This is a genomic window from Rhizobium sp. Rhizsp42, from assembly GCF_047304155.1.
In the GTDB taxonomy this organism is placed as follows: Bacteria; Pseudomonadota; Alphaproteobacteria; order Rhizobiales; family Rhizobiaceae; genus Rhizobium.
The window spans coordinates 1-17151 of sequence record NZ_JBGLYS010000033.1 but is presented as its reverse complement, the minus strand read 5'-3'; the positions used below and the strand labels follow the sequence as shown (position 1 = coordinate 17151).

Below are 17151 nucleotides of genomic sequence, written 5' to 3'. Positions count from 1 at the left end.
CCCTGCCACCAAACGCAAGAAAGGCCCCGAACGGGACCTTTCTCTGTATCCGGTGCCTTGATCCGAAGCGCGCCGATCAGCCCTTCAGCTTGGCGTTGCAGAGGCTGTAGAAGCCGCCGCCCTTCTGGATCCACTTCAGGCCGTTCAGCGTGTTGGCGTCCTTGTTGGTGTGGTAGGAATCGACGCAGGTGTGCATGCGGCCCTTGCCGGGGGTTTCCTTGGCGTATTTGGGAGCGATCGCCGTCGGGAAGGTCACGCCCTTGGGAGCGTCCATTGTCGGCTTTTCAGGCTCGGCGCCGGTTGCCATCGTAACGTCGGGTTCGGCCGTCGCATCCGGGCCGCACTGCGCCTTGCGGAAGTCGTTCCACTTGATGTCCTTGGCGGAACCATCCGCCTGCGCCGACTTGTACTTGGCGCTGCACTCCTTCATCGAGAGCGCCGAGGACGGCGTGGCGAAGGCGAGAGCGCCGAGCAGGGAAACAGAGGCAAGAATTGTCAGATGCTTGATCATGGTCATTCCTCCAAAGCCTAATATGCAGGCTAAGCCACTCTTATCCCGGCGCATTTTGTTGTCAACGCGGCTTTTTTGATGGCTTCGCGAATATTGCGTGACACCCCGCCGTCCTTTCACGGCGCCGTGAGCGGGTGTATAGTCGCGCTGCTGGTTCTTCCCTGCATTTTCTATGGAGGATGACATGCGCCAACCCGACATGCAAAAAGTGGATGCCCTCGTCGGCCGGCTGGTCGGCGATATCGGCGCCGCCGTATCCGGCTCCCTGGTGGTGCTCGGCGACGACGTCGGACTGTTCAAGGCGATGGGTGACGGCGAGCCCGTGACCGCCGCCGAGCTGTCGAAAAAGACGGCGGTCAAGGAACGCTATCTGCGGGAATGGCTGTCGGCGCTCGCCGCCGCCGACTATCTGACCTATGACGAAAAGACCGACCGCTTCCGGCTGAGCCCGGAGCAGGCGCTTGTCTTCGCCGACGAGGACAGCCCCGCCTTCTTCACCGGCGCCTTCCAGCTGGTGCAGGCGATGTGGACGGACGAGCCGAAGGTGGCCGATGCCTTTCGCACCGGCAAGGGGCTCGGCTGGCACGAGCACAGCAACTGCCTGTTTCGCGGCACCGAGCGCTTCTTCCGCACCGGCTACAACAACAGCCTTGTCACCGAGTGGATACCGGCGCTCGATGGCGTCGAGGACAAGCTGAAGGCCGGCGCCAAGGTGGCCGATGTCGGCTGCGGCCATGGCAGCTCGACCATCCTGATGGCGCAGGCCTATCCCGCCTCGCGCTTCGTCGGCTACGACTACCACATGCCGTCGATCGAACGCGCCCGGATCGCGGCTAGGGAGGCCGGCGTATCCGATCGCGTCAGCTTCGAGCAGGCCTCGGCCGCAAGCTTCCCGGCCGGGCGCTACGATCTCGTCGCCATGTTCGATTGCCTGCACGACATGGGCGATCCCGTCGGCGCGGGAAAGCATGTGAAGGAAACGCTTGCGCCCGGTGGCACCTGGATGATCGTCGAGCCCTTCGCGCATGATCACCTCAAGGACAATCTCAACCCTGTCGGCCGCGTCTACTACGGCGCCTCGACGATGATTTGCACGCCCGCCTCGATGTCGCAGGAAGTCGGACTGGCGCTCGGCGCGCAGGCCGGCGAAACGCGATTGCGCAAGGTGGCGCTCGACGCCGGCTTCAAGCATTTCCACCGCGCCACCGAAACGCCGTTCAACATGGTGTTCGAGGTCCGCGCTTGAAAAGAGGCTAACTCAACGGCCCGGACAGGATCGACGCATCGTCAAACGCTGAAAATAGCCGTTAACTATCAATCAGATAGGGAAAAGATCAGCGCATCGCCATTTTTATGCGTTTTGCCGCTTGCGGGAATCCAAGTGCCTGATTATAAGGGCGCCACCACGAAGGAAGCGCCCTTCGTCTATCGGTTAGGACACCAGATTTTCATTCTGGGAAGAGGGGTTCGACTCCCCTAGGGCGTGCCACTTCTCTCTTCGTTATCATTGATAACGAACGATTTTTTCAAAAATATCCATAAATGACAAAGCGAACGAACCGTTCGGCTCGATCCGCTATTTCCCATCAGGCATCGCCGTCTCGTATCAGGCGCGCACCCCTCTGGACACGCGCCCTCTCCCAACGTCAATCTCGATATTGCGGCTCCTCGGCGTCGAGCATGCGCTTGATCGCCTGCAGATGCAGCCGCGCGGATTCAGGATCACCCTCGCGCATCTGGCGGTAGGCGGCCTCGGCGATATCGGGGGCGACGGGCAGGACCTGGCGGCCGGTGGAAAGCGCCAGAGTCTGCACCTGGCAGGCGCGCTCGAGATAGTAGAGATCGTCCCAGGCTTCGGCGATGTTGGGCGCCAGCACCATGACGCCGTGATGCTTCATGAAGACGATATCGGCGTCGCCGATCGCATTGGCAATGCGGTCGCCCTCGCGCTCGTCCAGCGCCAGGCCGTTGTAATCGCGGTCGTAGGCGGTGCGGCCGTAGAATTTCAGCGCCGTCTGGCCGGCGAAGATCAGCGGCTCGCCCTCGGTCATCGACAGCGCCGTCGCATAGGGCATGTGGGTGTGGAACGCGACGCGGGCGCGCGGAACGCGGGCGTGGATGCGGGCATGAATATAGAAGGCGGTCGCCTCCGGCTCGCCCTCGCCCGAGACGACGTTGCCGTGAAAGTCACAGATCAGAAGCTTCGATGCGGTCAGCTCGCGGAAGGCATAGCCATAGGGATTGACGATGAAGAGGTCGTCATAGCCGGGTACCAGCGCCGAGAAATGATTGCAGATCCCCTCCTCGAGCCCATGGCGCGCCGCCATGCGAAAGCAGGCCGCCAGATCGGCGCGAGCCTGCCAGACCTCCTCGGTGTCGAGATCCGGCTGGTTGGCGCCGGAAACGCCGGTTGCCGCGGAGGACTTGTTCAGGGAATGCGCCATATCGATGCTCCATTACGATTGAATGTCAGGCACTAGAAATATGCAGGCGAAAACTCAGGCAAGCGGCAGGCGTCGCCTGATGATCGCGGCATGGTAGCGTGCTCCCGGCAGAAGGCCAGCGTCGTTGAAATCGAAATCGGGGTTATGCAGCGGCGCGGAGCTTTCGCCATTGCCCATGAAGACGAAGCAGCCGGGCACGTGTTCCAGGAAGCGCGCGAAATCCTCGGATGCGGTCATCGGTTCGGCGGCGACCTTGACGTTGTCAGCCTGCAGGACAGTGCGGGCGGCGGCCATCGCCTCTTCCACCAAGGTGGCGTCGTTGATGAGCGGCACGAATTCGCGCGTGTAGCGCGTCTCGGCCGTCACGTTGTGGGCCATCGCCGTGCCCCCGGCGATCACGCGCATCTGCCGCTCGATCTCGGCGCTCACCTCAGGGCGGAAGCTGCGGGCATCGCCGAGAATGCGGGCGAGCCCCGGCAGCGCGTTGCGGGTGCCGTCGGTGATGAGTTCGGTGACGGAGACCACGGCGATATCGGCCGGGCTCAGCCGGCGTGAGACGATCGTCTGCAGGTTGGTCACCAGCGCGCAGGCGGCGACCAGCACCTCGTTGCCCGATTGCGGCCGGGCGGCGTGGCCGCCCAGCCCCGTGAGCACGATCTCGAAATTATCCTCCGCCGACATGATCGGCCCTGGCCTGGTCTCGAAGTGCCCGACCGGCAGGCCCGGCATGTTGTGCAGGCCGTAGATCTCGTCGAAGGGGAATCGCTGCATCAGCCCGTCGTCGAGCATGGCGAGCGCGCCCTTGCCCCATTCCTCCGCAGGCTGGAACAGGAAGCGCACGGTGCCGTCGAAACCACCCTCCTCGGCCAATAGTTTGGCTGCGCCGAGCAGCATGGCGGTGTGCCCGTCATGACCGCAGGCGTGCATCGTACCCGGCACCTGAGAGCGGTAGTCCGCCCGTCCCCGTTCGGTGATACGCAGTGCGTCCATATCGGCGCGAAGCGCAACCGCGCGATTTCCGGTGCCGCGCTTGAGCGTGCCAACAACGCCGGTCCCGCCGATCCCTTCCGCGACCTCAAGGCCGAACGAACGCAGCTTATCCGCCACGAAGGCCGCAGTCCTTGTCTCCTCGAAGCCGAATTCCGGATGCGCGTGCAGATCGCGTCGCCATGCGGTCATTTCATCGCTCAGCGCTTTCAGGTCTGTCATTTAATCGTCTCCCGATTATGCAGAGAGGTTCGCGGACGACATCAAGCAGTCCTCATGCCCGAGCATGCGCTCGCGATCAATGGAAGCAAGGCTCATGCGGATATCTCCACACGGTGACCGACCTTATCCGGTGCTATCCCGACCAGATCCTCGTAGCGTTGCGGATCGGTGGCGCCCTCGGTGTTGATGACGAAGACGCGCGCCGTCTCATCGAGCCCGAGCGCCGCCTTGGCCCCGGGATCAGACAGCGCGGCGATCAGTCCGGCCAAGCCAGCGCCGCCGCTTTCGCCCGAAACGATGGCCGGATCGCCGGCAGCGGGCCGCGCCAGCCGGTTCATCACCGCGATCGCGTCCGCATCCTCCACGGTCATGAAACCATCGGCAAGCCGGCTAAGGATACGCCAGGCGATCGGCGACGGCTCGTAGCATTCGAGCATCGCCATGACCGTCGGCTCCGAATGGGCGACGGCGACAGGCCGCTCCGCTCTGGCCGCCTCGAACATGCAGGCGGCGCGGGCCGGATCGACGACGGTGAAGACGGGCCTGTTCTCACCAAGCTCGATCGCCAGATGCGCGGCCACGGCCGCCGCGATGCCGCCGACGCCGCATTGCACGAAGACATGGGTCGGCGCTTCGGGAAGCTGCTGCAGCGCCTCGCGCACCAGCGCCGTGTAGCCCTGCATCACAAGGCCGGGGATACGCTCGTAGCCTGGCCACGCGGTATCCGACACGATCGTCCAGCCGTTTTCGGTGGCGACGCGGGCGGCTTCCGCCACGGAGTCATCATAGGTGCCTTCAACGCGGACCATCTCGGCGCCATAGCGGGCGATGGCGGCGACGCGCTCGGCGCTGACGCCTGAGTGAACCGAGATGACCGAGCGGGCGCCGACCAGCTGCGCACCCTGCGCCACCGAGCGGCCATGGTTTCCGTCCGTGGCACAGGCAAAGGTCATGGTGGCGGCCACGGCTCTCACCTCGGGCGTCTGCAATTCGGCCATATCGACCGCGCGGCCCAATCGCTTCGATGCCTCGTCGAGCACGAGGCGGGCGACGGCATAGGCGCCGCCGAGCGCCTTGAAGCTGCCGAGCCCCAGCCGGTGACCTTCATCCTTGACGTGGATGGAGGCGACACCGAGCGCCTGCGACAAGCCCGGCAAGGCAAGCAATGGCGTCGGCTTATGGCCGTCGCGGTGGCTGAGATAGTTTTGCGCATGGGCAGCGCCCTCGGGGCCGAGCATGTCGGCATCGGTTGCGGATAGCGGCTTGCCGAAATCGATGTGCGTGTTCTTCAAAAACATGTCGATCCCTCCTGTCCATAAAGATATATTGCAGGAGGCGCGAAAAAGGCGCTGCAAAACGGCCCCTGTTTTGCAAGTTTGTTTCGTGGAGCCGCCATGTCCGCCGATGGTCTCGACCAATTCGACATCGCCATTCTGAAGATCCTGCAGGAGGACAACACGACGCCGCAGCGGGTAATCGGCGAGGCGGTCAACCTGTCAGCGCCGGCGGTGCAGCGGCGTATCAAGCGGATGGAGCAAAGCGGCGTCATCCGGCAAAACGCAGCGCTGCTCGATCCCGCCAAGATTGGCCAGCCGATCACCATTTTCGTCGAGGTAGAGGTGGACAATGAGCGCGCCGATCTGATCGATGCGCTAAAGCAGAGCTTTGCCGGGGCGCCCGAGGTGCAGCAGTGCTATTACGTGACCGGAGAGGCGGATTTCGTGCTCGTTGTGCTGGTGCCCGACATGGCCCATTACGAGCGGCTGACGCGGCGGCTGTTCTTCGACAGCGGCAATGTGAAGAAATTCAAGACCTTCATCGCCATGGACAACGTCAAGTCGACGCTGACGGTGCCGCTCTGACGGGAATGGCTCAGCGGGCGATGGCGCCGTCGATGACCCGCAGCTGCACGCGGCGCGAGCCCTGGTAGTGATTGTCGCCGAGCGAGCCCGCCACATGCAGATTGGCGCCGCGCGAGTTCAGGAGCAGGTTTCCGAGCTGCGTATCGGCGGCGCGGAAGGCGATGCCGTCGAGGCGGGCGCCGTCCATGGCTTCCAGCGTCACCTTCACATGCTTCTCACCGACGATCCTCGAATCGCGGACGCGATGGGCGGGGATGGCGAAGATCGGCTGCGAATGGCCGGATCCGTAGGGGCCTGCCGTTTCCAGGCGATCGATCAGATCGATCGTCGCGCCGCTGGCGCCGATCGCGCCGTCGATTTTCAGCGTCTCGTTGGCCACCAGCGCCGCCACCGTCTTTTCGGCGCGTTCTGAGAAGAAGCCGCGCAGCCGGCCAAGCTTGTCGCGCTCGACGGTGAGGCCCGCCGCCATGGCATGGCCGCCGCCCTTGACCAGCAACCCCTCGTCGACGGCCGCGCGCACCATCTTGCCCATGTCGAAGCCGTTGATGGAGCGGCCGGAGCCGGTTCCCTTGCCATTGGGGTCGAAGGCGATGGCGAAGGCCGGGCGCTTGAACTTTTCCTTCAGCCGCGCCGCGATCAGGCCGACGATCCCTGGATGCCATTTTTCATGCGCGGTGACGATGACCGACGCGCCGCTGCCGTCGCCATATTCGGCGTATGCCTCCTCTTCTGCCTCCTGCAGCATGTTGGCTTCCATCACCTGGCGGTCGCGGTTGAGCTCGTCCAGACGCTCGGCGATGGCCTCGGCTTCGCCGGTATCATCGAGCGTCAATAGCCGGCTACCGAGTGCGGCGTCGCTGATGCGTCCGCCGGCATTGATGCGCGGGCCGATGAGGAAGCCGAAGTGATAGGGTGTCACCGGCCCGGCAAGGCCTGCCTTGCGAAACAGCGCCGAGAGACCGGCATTGCCCTGGTGGCGGGCAGCGATAAGGCCCTTGACGACATAGGCGCGGTTCAGGCCCTTCAGCGGAACGACGTCGCAGACGGTGGCGAGCGCCACGATATCGAGCCACTGCAGGAGGTCGATGCTGCGCGCCTTCGGATGGCCGGCCTCGCGCAGCAGCCTCAGCGTGGCGACCAGCACGAGGAAGACGACGCCGGCAGCACAGAGATGCCCCTGCCCCGACAGATCGTCCTCGCGGTTCGGATTGACGAGCGCATGGCACGGCGGCAGGTCATGTGTCACCTGGTGGTGATCGATAACGACGACGTCGACATGGCGCCTGGCCGCCGCCGCCAGCGCCTCGTGGCTGGTGGAGCCGCAGTCAACGGTGACGATCAGGCGGGCGCCGTTGTCGATCAGCTGGTCCATGGCCGCCGGGTTCGGGCCATAGCCTTCGAAGACGCGGTCTGGAATGTAGATTTCGGATGTCACGCCGAAATGGCTGAGGAAGCGGTACATCAGCGCCGAGGACGATGCGCCGTCGACGTCGTAATCACCGAAGATCGCGACCTGCTGGCGCGTGTTGATGGCGTCGGCGATGCGCTTGGCGGCCTTCTCGCAATCGGTGAGCTTGTAGGGATCGGGCATCAGCGAGCGCAGCGTCGGATCGAGGAATTCGACCGCCTCGTCGACCGTGACGCCGCGGCCGGCGAGCACCCGGGCGATCAGATCCGGCAGGCCGTGCATCTGCGACATGGCGAGCGCCCGGTTCTGTCCGGCCTGGTCCAGCCGCGAGATCCAGCGATTGTCGAGAACGGATTTCTCGACACCCAGAAAGGCGCGCTGTACCGGATCGGCCGGGATATCCATCATGTCACTCCACTGCCACTACAAGGCCGTTCTACAGAGCCGTGACGGCAAACGAAAGACGGCGGAGCACGCCTGCGCCCCGCCGCCCACAGAATAGATCACCATGCGGTGACGCCGATCAGTCTTCCTTCGGGCGCTCGATGCGGATGACCTGCGGTTCGCCGACCAGATAGCCCTCGGTCTTGATCGCCTCGACGGCCTTGCGCACCGAATCCTCGGTGGTCGCATGGGTGACGAGGATGATCGTCTGGTGATGCGAAGGCGAAAGGTGCTGCTTGGAGCGCTGCACGATGGATTCGAGCGAGATGTGGTTCTCGGCCATGCGGGTGGCGACGCTGGCGAAGACGCCGGTGCGGTCGAGAACCGTCAGGCGGATGAAATAGCCGCCCTCGTGGCTCTGGATCTGCGCCTTGCGGTAGGGCTCGAGCGACTTGGCCGGGTGGCCGAGCACCGGAACCTGCTGGGCGCCTGGGCGGCTCTTGGCGATGTCGGCGATATCGCCGAGCACCGACGAGGCCGTGGCATTGCCGCCGGCGCCGGGGCCGACCATCAGCAGTTCGCCGAGAATGTCGGATTCGATCGCAACCGCGTTGGTGACGCCATCGACCTGAGCGATGACACTGTCGACCGGCACCATGGTCGGGTGCACGCGCTGCTCGATGCCGGTATCGGTGCGCTGGGCCACGCCGAGCAGCTTGATCCGGTAGCCGAGATCGGCAGCCGCATGGATGTCGTCGATCGAGATGTTGGTGATGCCCTCGAGATAGATGTCGTCGACGGCGATCTGGTTGCCGAAGGCAAGCGTCGTCAGGATGGAGAGCTTGTGGGCGGTGTCGTTGCCCTCAATGTCGAAGGCCGGATCGGCTTCGGCATAGCCGAGGCGCTGGGCTTCCTTCAGGCAATCGGCGAACGACAGGCCTTCCTTCTCCATCTTGGTGAGAATGTAGTTGCAGGTGCCGTTCATGATGCCATAGACGCGCGAGATCGTGTTGCCCGTCAGCGATTCACGCAGCGCCTTGATGACGGGGATGCCGCCGGCGACGGCCGCTTCGAAGTTGAGCAGCGCGCCCTTCTCTTCGGCGATCTTTGCAAGCTCGACGCCGTGATAGGCAAGCAGCGCCTTGTTGGCTGTCACCACGTGGAGACCGCGCTGCAACGCGGCGCGGACGGCGATATTGGCCGCCCCTTCAGCGCCACCGACGAGTTCGACGAAGACGTCGATGTCACCCTTGGTCGCCAGTTCCTCGGGCGTATCGAACCACTCGATGCCGCCGACGTCGATGCCGCGGTCCTTGGTCTTGTCGCGGGCGGAAACGCCGGTAATCAGGATCGGCCGGCCGCACGTCGCGGCAAGCACGTCGCTGCGCTGCTGAATGATACGAACGAGAGAGGCACCAACGGTACCCAAGCCCGCAACGCCGATTTTAAGGGCATCTGCCATGGATCGATCCTGAAATATGTCATGAATGGCAGCCGCCGGAGCGGCTGCCGAAAGAACTGATTGTATCAGCGGTGAGCGTTCAACGAGACGACGTTGTGCATCGTCTCATCTGCGGTGGACATGAACTTCTTGATGTTGCGCGCCGCCTGACGGATGCGGTGCTCGTTTTCGACGAGCGCCAGACGAACGTAATCGTCGCCCATCTCGCCAAAGCCGATACCAGGCGCCACGGCGACGTCGGCCTTCTCGACCAGGAGCTTGGAGAACTCCAGCGAACCGAGGTGGCGGAACTTTTCCGGGATCTTCGCCCAGGCGAACATGGTGGCTGCCGGCGGCGGCACTTCGAAGCCGGCCTTGCCGAAGCTGTCGACCATGACGTCGCGACGGCGCTTGTAGACGTTGCGGACTTCGGCAATATCCGAGCCGTCGCCGTTCAGCGCGTGCGTGGCGGCCACCTGAATCGGCGTGAAGGCGCCGTAGTCGAGGTAGGACTTCACGCGCGTCAGCGCCGCGATCAGGCGTTCATTGCCGACGGCAAAGCCCATGCGCCAGCCGGGCATGGAGAAGGTCTTCGACATCGAGGTGAACTCGACGCAGACATCCATGGCGCCGGGCACCTGCAGCACCGATGGCGGCGGGTTGTTGTCGTCGAAGTAGATCTCCGAGTACGCGAGGTCGGAGAGCACGATGATGTCGTGCTTCTTCGCGAATGCGATGACGTCCTTGTAGAAGTCGAGCGTCGCGACATAGGCCGTCGGGTTCGACGGATAGTTGACGATCAGCGCCAGCGGCTTCGGGATCGAGTGCTTCACGGCGCGTTCCAGCGGCGGGAAGAAGCTGTCATCCGGCTCGACCGGCAGAGAGCGGATCACGCCGCCCGCCATCAGGAAGCCGAAGGCGTGGATCGGATAGGTCGGGTTCGGGCAGAGGATGACGTCGCCGGGCGCGGTGATTGCCTGCGCCATGTTGGCAAAGCCTTCCTTGGAGCCGAGGGTGGCGACCACCTGCGTATCCGGGTTGAGCTTCACGCCGAAGCGGCGGGCATAATAGGCGGCCTGGGCGCGGCGCAGGCCGGGAATGCCCTTGGACGAGGAATAGCGATGCGTGCGCGGGTCCTGGACCACTTCGCAGAGCTTGTCGACGATCGCCTTGGGGGTCGGCAGGTCAGGGTTTCCCATGCCGAGATCGATGATATCGGCTCCGCCCGCTCGCGCGCTTGCTTTCAAACGGTTGACCTGTTCGAAAACATAAGGCGGCAAACGCCGGACTTTGTGAAACTCTTCCATTTCTTTCCCCACGGAAACGCGGCCACCATGACCGCAAATCGAAGTTCGTCCTAACTTCCGGCTGCTTGCGACACGAACTTCAGAATCGCCAAGGCCGTATTCATCAGACGTCCAGCGCACGGCGATTCTTTGACGGACCGCCTCGGGGCTGACGCTTTATCAGGAAAATTTCATCTTCCGCACCTGACGGAACGCTTTGCTTGCAAACGCCAGAGAAGGCAAGGCCTTATTTGGTGATTTCGGACAGCGTTTCCTGGCCGTGATCTTCGGCGAGCTTGCGGTATTCAGCAACGCGGCGCTGGTATTCGGCTTCCGAGATGGTGCCCGCCTTGCGCCGGTTGCTCAGCGCCGTCAGCTTCTGCTGCAGGCTGGAGGCTTCCTCGTCGTTCATCTGAACGTTGGCGGCGGTCAGCGGCGCGCCGAAACCAGGATAGCCATCGCGATAGTGCGACAGACCGCTTTCGGTCGGCGCCTCGCCCTTGGTGGCATTCATGACCACGGCCGTCGGGGCCGCTCGCCGGGCGGCGATCTCGGCCTTTTCTTCCGGCGTTCGCATGCATCCGGCAAGCGCCATGGCCGCGGCGGCGCCGATAAGGGCGATGCGGGTGACGTTTGCGATGGTACGAATGCCTGTGTTGGTCATGCCAGAGGTTCCAAATCCTTAAGCTGCTTCGACTTGTTAAATTCGCAGCCTGCACAAAGCAATAGCATGAAGGCATGTCTGCGGAACTTGTTTTCTTGATCCGAGCGGATACAACTTGATTTGGATAGAGATGCTGCCGCCGGAGGAACCGCGTGACCGACAGCAACCAGGACAAGAGCGATAAGGGCCAAGGCCCGGGCTTCGAGGCAAAGGATTTCGATCCTTACATGCTGAAGGACCCGGAAACGATGGCGCTGAACTTCGCCCGCGCCCTGGAAAACCTGGGGAAAGCGGCGTCCGCCTGGCTTGGCCCGCGCGAAAGCGGCGAGATCCGCGAAAACACCGCCGACCCCGTCACCGACATGGTCAAGACGCTCTCCAAGGTCAGCGAATACTGGATCTCCGACCCGCGCCGCGCCTTCGACGCGCAGACCAAGCTGATGACCAGCTTTTTCGGCGTGTGGATGCGCTCGATGCAGCGCATGCAGGGCGAATCGCTCGAGCCGGAACCCGATCGCAAGGACAAGCGCTTCGCCGATCAGGACTGGGAGAAGAACCCCTTCTTCGAATTCCTGAAGCAGGCCTATTTCATTACCGCGGACTGGGCCGAAAAGCTGGTCACCGAGACCGAGGGGCTCGACGAGCACACGCGGCAGAAGGCCAACTTCTACGTCAGGCAGATCACGGCAGCGATCTCGCCGACCAATTTCGTCGCCACCAATCCGCAGCTCTATCGCGAGACGATCGCGAGCAGCGGTGAAAATCTGGTGCGGGGCATGAAGATGCTGGCCGAGGACATCGTGGCCGGCCATGGCGACCTGAAGCTTCGACAGACCGACATGACGAAGTTCGCCGTCGGCCGCGACATGGCGCTGACGCCGGGCAAGGTGATCGCCCAGAACGAGATCTGCCAGATCATCCAGTACGAGCCGACGACCGAGACGGTGCTGAAGCGCCCTCTCCTCATCTGCCCACCCTGGATCAACAAGTTCTACATCCTCGATCTCAATCCGCAGAAGAGCTTCATCAAGTGGTGCGTCGATCAGGGGCAGACGGTGTTCGTCATCTCCTGGGTCAATCCGGATGCGCGCCACGCGGGCAAGGATTGGGCGGCCTATGCGCGCGAAGGGATCGATTTCGCGCTCGAGACCATCGAGAAGGCGACCGGGGAGAAGGACGTCAATGCCATCGGTTATTGCGTCGGCGGCACGCTGCTGGCCGCGACGCTGGCGCTGCATGCCAAGGAGAAGAACAAGCGCATACGCTCCGCGACGCTGTTCACCACCCAGGTCGACTTCACCCATGCAGGCGACCTCAAGGTGTTCGTCGACGAGGAACAGCTGACGCGGCTTGAGAACTACATGAACGTGACCGGCTATCTCGACGGCTCGAAGATGGCGACCGCTTTCAACATGCTGCGCGCCTCAGAGCTCATCTGGCCCTACTTCGTCAATAATTACCTCAAGGGCCAGGAGCCGATGCCCTTCGACCTCCTGTTCTGGAACGCCGATTCGACGCGGATGGCTGCGGCCAACCACGCCTTCTACCTGCGTAACTGCTATCTGAAGAACGCGCTGACCAGGGGCGAGATGGTGCTCGATGGCCAGGCCGTTTCGCTGAAGAGCGTCAGGATCCCGATCTACAATCTCGCCACCCGCGAGGACCATATCGCGCCGGCGAAATCGGTGTTCCTCGGCAGCCAGTTCTTCGGCGGCAAGGTCGATTTCGTGCTCGCCGGCTCCGGCCACATCGCCGGCGTGGTCAATCCGCCGGACAAGAAGAAATACCAGTATTGGACCGGCGGTCCGGCCAAGGGCGAATACGAGGACTGGCTCGTCGGCGCCGAGGAAGCGGCCGGCTCCTGGTGGCCGCACTGGCAGGCCTGGATCGAGGCCAAGGACGGCAAGCGGGTACCGGCTCGCAAGCCGGGCGGCGACGCGCTGAACGCGCTCGAGGAAGCACCGGGCAGCTACGTGCTGGAGAAGGCGTAGCCTAACGCGATCACCGCGCCGCCTGCGATTGCACGACCTCCATTATGGCGGGCACGATGCCCGGCGCCAGCGGCAGAGCCGGATCCTGGTAGGTGGCAAAGGGCGCGTCCGGCACGTCCGCTTTCAGCATGTGCGTGACACCGGGCAATTGCACCACCCGTGCATGCGGCATCGATCGCGCCAGCAAGCCGGCGTCCTCGACTGTCACCTGGACATCCCGGTCGCCCTGAACGATGAGCACGGGCAGGCTCAGTCCCTTGGCCAGCGCCGCGGGATCGTAGCTGAAAAGATCGATCATGTATCGCTGCAGACCTTGCCGAAACAGAGGCTGCAGGACGGCACTCATGGTCCCGACATCCGTTCTCTCCCCCTGCTCCAGCCCGGAGACGATACGGTCCATTTCCGCAAGATAAGGCGCATTGGCCGGGTTGTTGCGGAACTGCTCGCGCATCAGCGTGCTCACGCGTCGGCCCGGCGCGGCCAGCAGGATCAGTCCACAAGGCGTCGCGCCCCTTGCGGCGGCGGCCAGCGCCACGAGGCCACCCTCGCTGTGACCAGCAATCCACACGCAGTTCGTGCCGATCCGCTCGGCGAAAGCGCGCTGCCAGAGATCGAGATCGGTGGCATAGTTGGCAATCGTCACATCCTCGGGATCGACAATCGCATCCTTGCTGCCGAAGAAGCCGCGCTTGTCGATCCTGAGCGTGCTCAGGCCGGCCGATGCCAGCGCCTCGGCAAGCAATCGATAGCTGTCGCTGCGCAGCCCCATCGGGCTGTTGCCATCCCGGTCGATCGGACCGGAACCCGGCACGATGACGACCCCGGCGCTGGCGCCAGGCACGATGATCGCCTCGCCCTCGAGCTGTCCCTGCGGTCCGGGAACAGTCATCACCTCGGCGCTTGCGGTCACGCCGGAGGCAAGGACCAACGCGGAAATGGCGGATGAAAGAAAAAGCCGACGCATTGATAAACCCGGTCATCGCTTCCGATCGCGAACGCGACCATGAAGCTGTTCAATAAAGTTTGCCGCAATGAATTTCTGGCAATGACGTTCGAAATTTCAACTCGCAGACTATTCCGCTATTACAGATCAGCGCAAGCCGCCCGGACAGCCGACATCACCGTCCGGGGACGTTCTCTGAATTCACTCAAACACAATCACGCTTGCCGGCGATGGCGGCAGCGGACTGATCGCGATGTCGCGGAAGCCCGCCATCGAGGCCATCTCGCGCAGGTCGGACGCCGTATAGGCGTCGCCGCGTGGTGTCGTCGCCAGCATTTCGAAAGCGAAGGCGGCGGGGAAGTCGGGGGAGACGCGATCCTCGTTCGGGACGAACTCGACGGCGATCAGCTTGCCCTTGGCGCTGAGGCTCGGGCGTGCCTTCTTGAGCAGTTCCGCGCAGCCGGCGATATCGAAGTGATGCAGGAAGTTCGGCAGCATGATGAGATCGTAGTCGCGGCCCCAATCGACATCGAAGGCGCTGCCGACGATGAAGCTGAAACGATCGGCAACGCCGGCCGCCGTCGCATTCTCCCGCGTCAGTTCCAGCACCGGCTTCCAGTCAAGAGCGACGATCCGCGCCTGCGGAATGGCCCTGGCGATCTCGATACCGAAATAGCCGGGGCCGGCGGCGATATCGAGCACCTTTGACGGTGGCTGCGGCCATGCCGCGACGTCGGCGGCAAGCGTCCTGCCCGCCCCGCCGGTAAAGGCGCCCATGGCGCGGGCAAAGCGCACCCAGACGGGATTATCCGGCGAGAGGTTCGCCAACCCTTCGGCACCGCCATTGCGCACGCAGGCGGCGGGGTCGGTCAGAAAGAGCGAGAGCATCTGCGGTGCCGCGATGAAATCGATCGCCGAGCCCATATAGGCTGGCGAATGGCGATCGAGGAACACGGCGCTCGATGGTGTCAGCGCGTAGACGTCACCGCTCTTGCTAAGGAAGCCGGCGACGACGAGATAGTCGCAGAGAATGCGGACGCCGCGCTCGGCACATCGCATCTCGGATGCCGCCGCCTTGGCCGTCTGGCCCGTTCCGATGACGGTGAAGAGGTCGAGTTCGATCGCCGCCTTGATGGCGGCCGTCTTGCGGACGGCGAACATCGCATCGACAAGCAAGGCCGGCGAAATCTCGTTAACAGATGCGGTTTGTGCCGAAGACATTGGCGTTTCCCCTCGGAAGCCTTCGATGCCATTTCATAGCACATCCGCAATATGTTTTCCCGCTAATATTTATGTCAAAACGGCGACATAGACCGCATTGCCCGACAGAGGCTGAGGAACATTAGAAAAAATCGAACAAGATCAATATGGTTAGCGGATAAGGTGACGAATTTCGAAACAGGCGTCGTCGCCGTAAAGGGTTTGGTTACCATAATTCGGCATCATCTGAGCCAACCGGAAATAAGCAACAGGCCGCATTTTGGCCCTGTTGCTCCATTACCGGCCCCGGCGAAGAAGTATCCATCTATCTGTACCGCCGGCCTTAGTAACGAGTTGTGAAAGACGAGTGTTATGGCGTTTGCGGTCGATGTGTTTGCCAATACCAGGCCAGTAGGTACGTCCATTTCTCGTTTCAGTCGCTCATTCCGCCTTATCTCAGGGGCGGGTCTCATCGGTGCTAGTTTTGCTGCCTCGGCATGGGTCGTGACGTCGATCGCGACGATGCACGCTGTCGCTCCCGCACCCTACAAGAACGCCATCGGCGATATCGCGCTCGTGCAGCACACCGCCGCGGCCGCTCCCAAAGAGCGCAATATTCACGTGAGCAAGTTCTCGCGCCTGCAGCCGCTGACGGCGGAAAACCGGTCGTCGAAGCGCGATCGGCTGTTGACGCCTGACGTTCTGAGAGCCGCCTTCGTCGGCAGTTCCGGCCCTGTCATTGCTGACGCCCTGCCGGCGCGCACCGTCGTTGCCGCCGCACAGCCGTCGAAGGTCAAGGACGACGCCGTCGCCGCAACGCCTCAGGTCGCCAGCGCCAGCTCGTCCGATCGCATCGTCATTCCGTCCAAGGCGGAGATCGCGGCACTCGAAGGCCCTGCCCTGCTTGCGCTCGCCGCCATGCCGAAAGCCGCTTCGGATGAACAGCAGGCCCGCGTTGCCGTCAACGCGCCCGCTTCCATTCCCGCGAAGCCCGCCCCTGTCGAAGTGGCAAGCGTCGATGTCGAGAGCGACGCCAGCAAGGGCGACGCCGGCAATGCCTTCGGCCTCGTGCTCAACGACAACAATTCCGTACCGCTGCCGATGGCCCGTCCCGACGGCATGACCAAGCGCGCGCCGGCAAACGACCGCGCCAGCCGCCCTGCCGAACCGGTGCTCGCCTATGCACGGCCTGATATCGGTGATGACGAAGGCGAAATCCCCGTCGTGCCGAAGCGCCAGGCAAGCCCTGTCGCCCGCGCCGGTGTCGCCGTCTATGATATCTCCGCAAGCATGGTCTACCTGCCGAACGGCGAACGCCTCGAAGCCCATTCCGGCCTCGGCAAGATGCGCGACAATCCGAAATATGTTCGCGAGAAGATGCGTGGCCCGACCCCGCCGCACACCTACCAGCTGACGATGCGCGAAAGCCTGTTCCACGGCGTCGAGGCGATCCGCCTCAACCCGGTCGGCGGCGCCGGCAACATCTTCAACCGCGTCGGCCTGCTGGCCCACACCTACATGCTCGGCGCGCGCGGCGACTCCAACGGCTGCGTCTCCTTCAAGGACTACAAGCGCTTCCTCGCCGCCTTCAAGCGCGGCGACATCCGCCAGCTGGTGGTCGTCGAAAGCATGCCCGACAAGCCGCGCTCCACCTTCGCCTCGCTGTTCTCGTGGCGGGGCGAAGACCGCCGCCGGCCAGGGGTGACCACACCAAAACCGCCCCCCGCCGCCGCCCGGCCCCGCCGCCTCCTCCCCCCCCCCCGCCCCCCCCTCTCACAACCCCCCCCCCCCCCCCCCCCCCCGACAAG

13 protein-coding genes, 1 tRNA gene and 1 pseudogene are annotated in these 17151 nt (G+C 63.5%); 5 read left to right on the top strand and 10 right to left on the bottom strand.

Annotated features, from left to right (window positions below):
- Positions 1 to 76 precede the first annotated feature (76 nt).
- Entirely contained in the window at positions 77 to 511 is a 435-nt protein-coding gene (locus ACCD05_RS24895) for a hypothetical protein (RefSeq protein ID WP_047512032.1), read from the bottom strand.
- 184 nt (positions 512 to 695) lie between these two features.
- On the opposite strand from ACCD05_RS24895, the gene ACCD05_RS24890 reads away from it, so the two are divergent.
- Both ACCD05_RS24890 and ACCD05_RS24885 read left to right on the top strand, forming a co-directional pair.
- Positions 696 to 1757 (top strand): class I SAM-dependent methyltransferase, encoded by a 1062-nt coding sequence (locus ACCD05_RS24890; protein ID WP_413396038.1) that lies wholly within the window; start codon positions 696 to 698, stop codon positions 1755 to 1757.
- Between the two features lie 168 nt (positions 1758 to 1925).
- Positions 1926 to 2000: transfer RNA gene (locus ACCD05_RS24885), tRNA-Glu, on the top strand.
- Between the two features lie 157 nt (positions 2001 to 2157).
- Here the strand turns inward: ACCD05_RS24885 and ACCD05_RS24880 are convergent.
- The 3 genes from ACCD05_RS24880 to ACCD05_RS24870 form a co-directional block, all read right to left on the bottom strand.
- Positions 2158 to 2955, bottom strand: a complete 798-nt coding sequence (locus ACCD05_RS24880) for an aldolase (protein WP_413396037.1) — start codon at positions 2953 to 2955, stop codon at positions 2158 to 2160.
- Between the two features lie 54 nt (positions 2956 to 3009).
- Positions 3010 to 4164: a M20 aminoacylase family protein gene (locus ACCD05_RS24875; RefSeq protein ID WP_413396036.1), complete on the bottom strand. Its 1155-nt coding sequence runs from the start codon at positions 4162 to 4164 to the stop codon at positions 3010 to 3012.
- Between the two features lie 92 nt (positions 4165 to 4256).
- Positions 4257 to 5462, bottom strand: coding sequence for a diaminopropionate ammonia-lyase (locus ACCD05_RS24870; RefSeq protein WP_413396034.1), 1206 nt, complete (start codon positions 5460 to 5462; stop codon positions 4257 to 4259).
- A 96-nt stretch (positions 5463 to 5558) separates the two neighbouring features.
- Between ACCD05_RS24870 and ACCD05_RS24865 the strand changes: the two genes are divergently transcribed.
- Positions 5559 to 6026 carry an Lrp/AsnC family transcriptional regulator gene (locus ACCD05_RS24865; RefSeq protein ID WP_413396032.1) on the top strand — a complete coding sequence of 156 codons (468 nt, stop codon included), beginning with the start codon at positions 5559 to 5561 and terminating at the stop codon, positions 6024 to 6026.
- Between the two features lie 10 nt (positions 6027 to 6036).
- Here the strand turns inward: ACCD05_RS24865 and recJ are convergent, their stop codons facing one another.
- From recJ to ACCD05_RS24845, 4 genes are all read right to left on the bottom strand, one after another.
- Entirely contained in the window at positions 6037 to 7839 is a 1803-nt protein-coding gene (gene recJ / locus ACCD05_RS24860; protein ID WP_413396030.1) for a single-stranded-DNA-specific exonuclease RecJ, read from the bottom strand.
- A gap of 118 nt (positions 7840 to 7957) precedes the next feature.
- On the bottom strand, positions 7958 to 9280 hold the full coding sequence (locus ACCD05_RS24855; RefSeq protein ID WP_413396028.1) for a homoserine dehydrogenase: 1323 nt from the start codon (positions 9278 to 9280) through the stop codon (positions 7958 to 7960).
- Positions 9281 to 9345: 65 nt separating this feature from the next.
- Entirely contained in the window at positions 9346 to 10566 is a 1221-nt protein-coding gene (locus tag ACCD05_RS24850; protein WP_413396026.1) for an LL-diaminopimelate aminotransferase, read from the bottom strand.
- A gap of 226 nt (positions 10567 to 10792) precedes the next feature.
- The gene (locus ACCD05_RS24845) at positions 10793 to 11209 is read right to left on the bottom strand and encodes a hypothetical protein (RefSeq protein ID WP_413396024.1); all 417 of its coding nucleotides are present in this window, start codon (positions 11207 to 11209) and stop codon (positions 10793 to 10795) included.
- Positions 11210 to 11361: 152 nt separating this feature from the next.
- On the opposite strand from ACCD05_RS24845, the gene phaC reads away from it, so the two are divergent.
- Entirely contained in the window at positions 11362 to 13200 is a 1839-nt protein-coding gene (gene phaC, locus ACCD05_RS24840; RefSeq protein ID WP_413396022.1) for a class I poly(R)-hydroxyalkanoic acid synthase, read from the top strand.
- Between the two features lie 10 nt (positions 13201 to 13210).
- Here phaC and ACCD05_RS24835 read toward each other — a convergent pair whose 3' ends face one another.
- Both ACCD05_RS24835 and ACCD05_RS24830 read right to left on the bottom strand, forming a co-directional pair.
- A complete protein-coding gene (locus tag ACCD05_RS24835; protein ID WP_413396020.1) occupies positions 13211 to 14164 on the bottom strand; it encodes an alpha/beta hydrolase in 954 nt (317 codons plus the stop codon).
- Positions 14165 to 14344: 180 nt separating this feature from the next.
- A complete protein-coding gene (locus ACCD05_RS24830; protein ID WP_413396019.1) occupies positions 14345 to 15364 on the bottom strand; it encodes an SAM-dependent methyltransferase in 1020 nt (339 codons plus the stop codon).
- A 351-nt stretch (positions 15365 to 15715) separates the two neighbouring features.
- On the opposite strand from ACCD05_RS24830, the pseudogene ACCD05_RS24825 reads away from it, so the two are divergent.
- A pseudogene (locus ACCD05_RS24825) lies at positions 15716 to 17023 on the top strand (tlde1 domain-containing protein); the annotation flags it as partial.
- Positions 17024 to 17151: the final 128 nt, after the last annotated feature.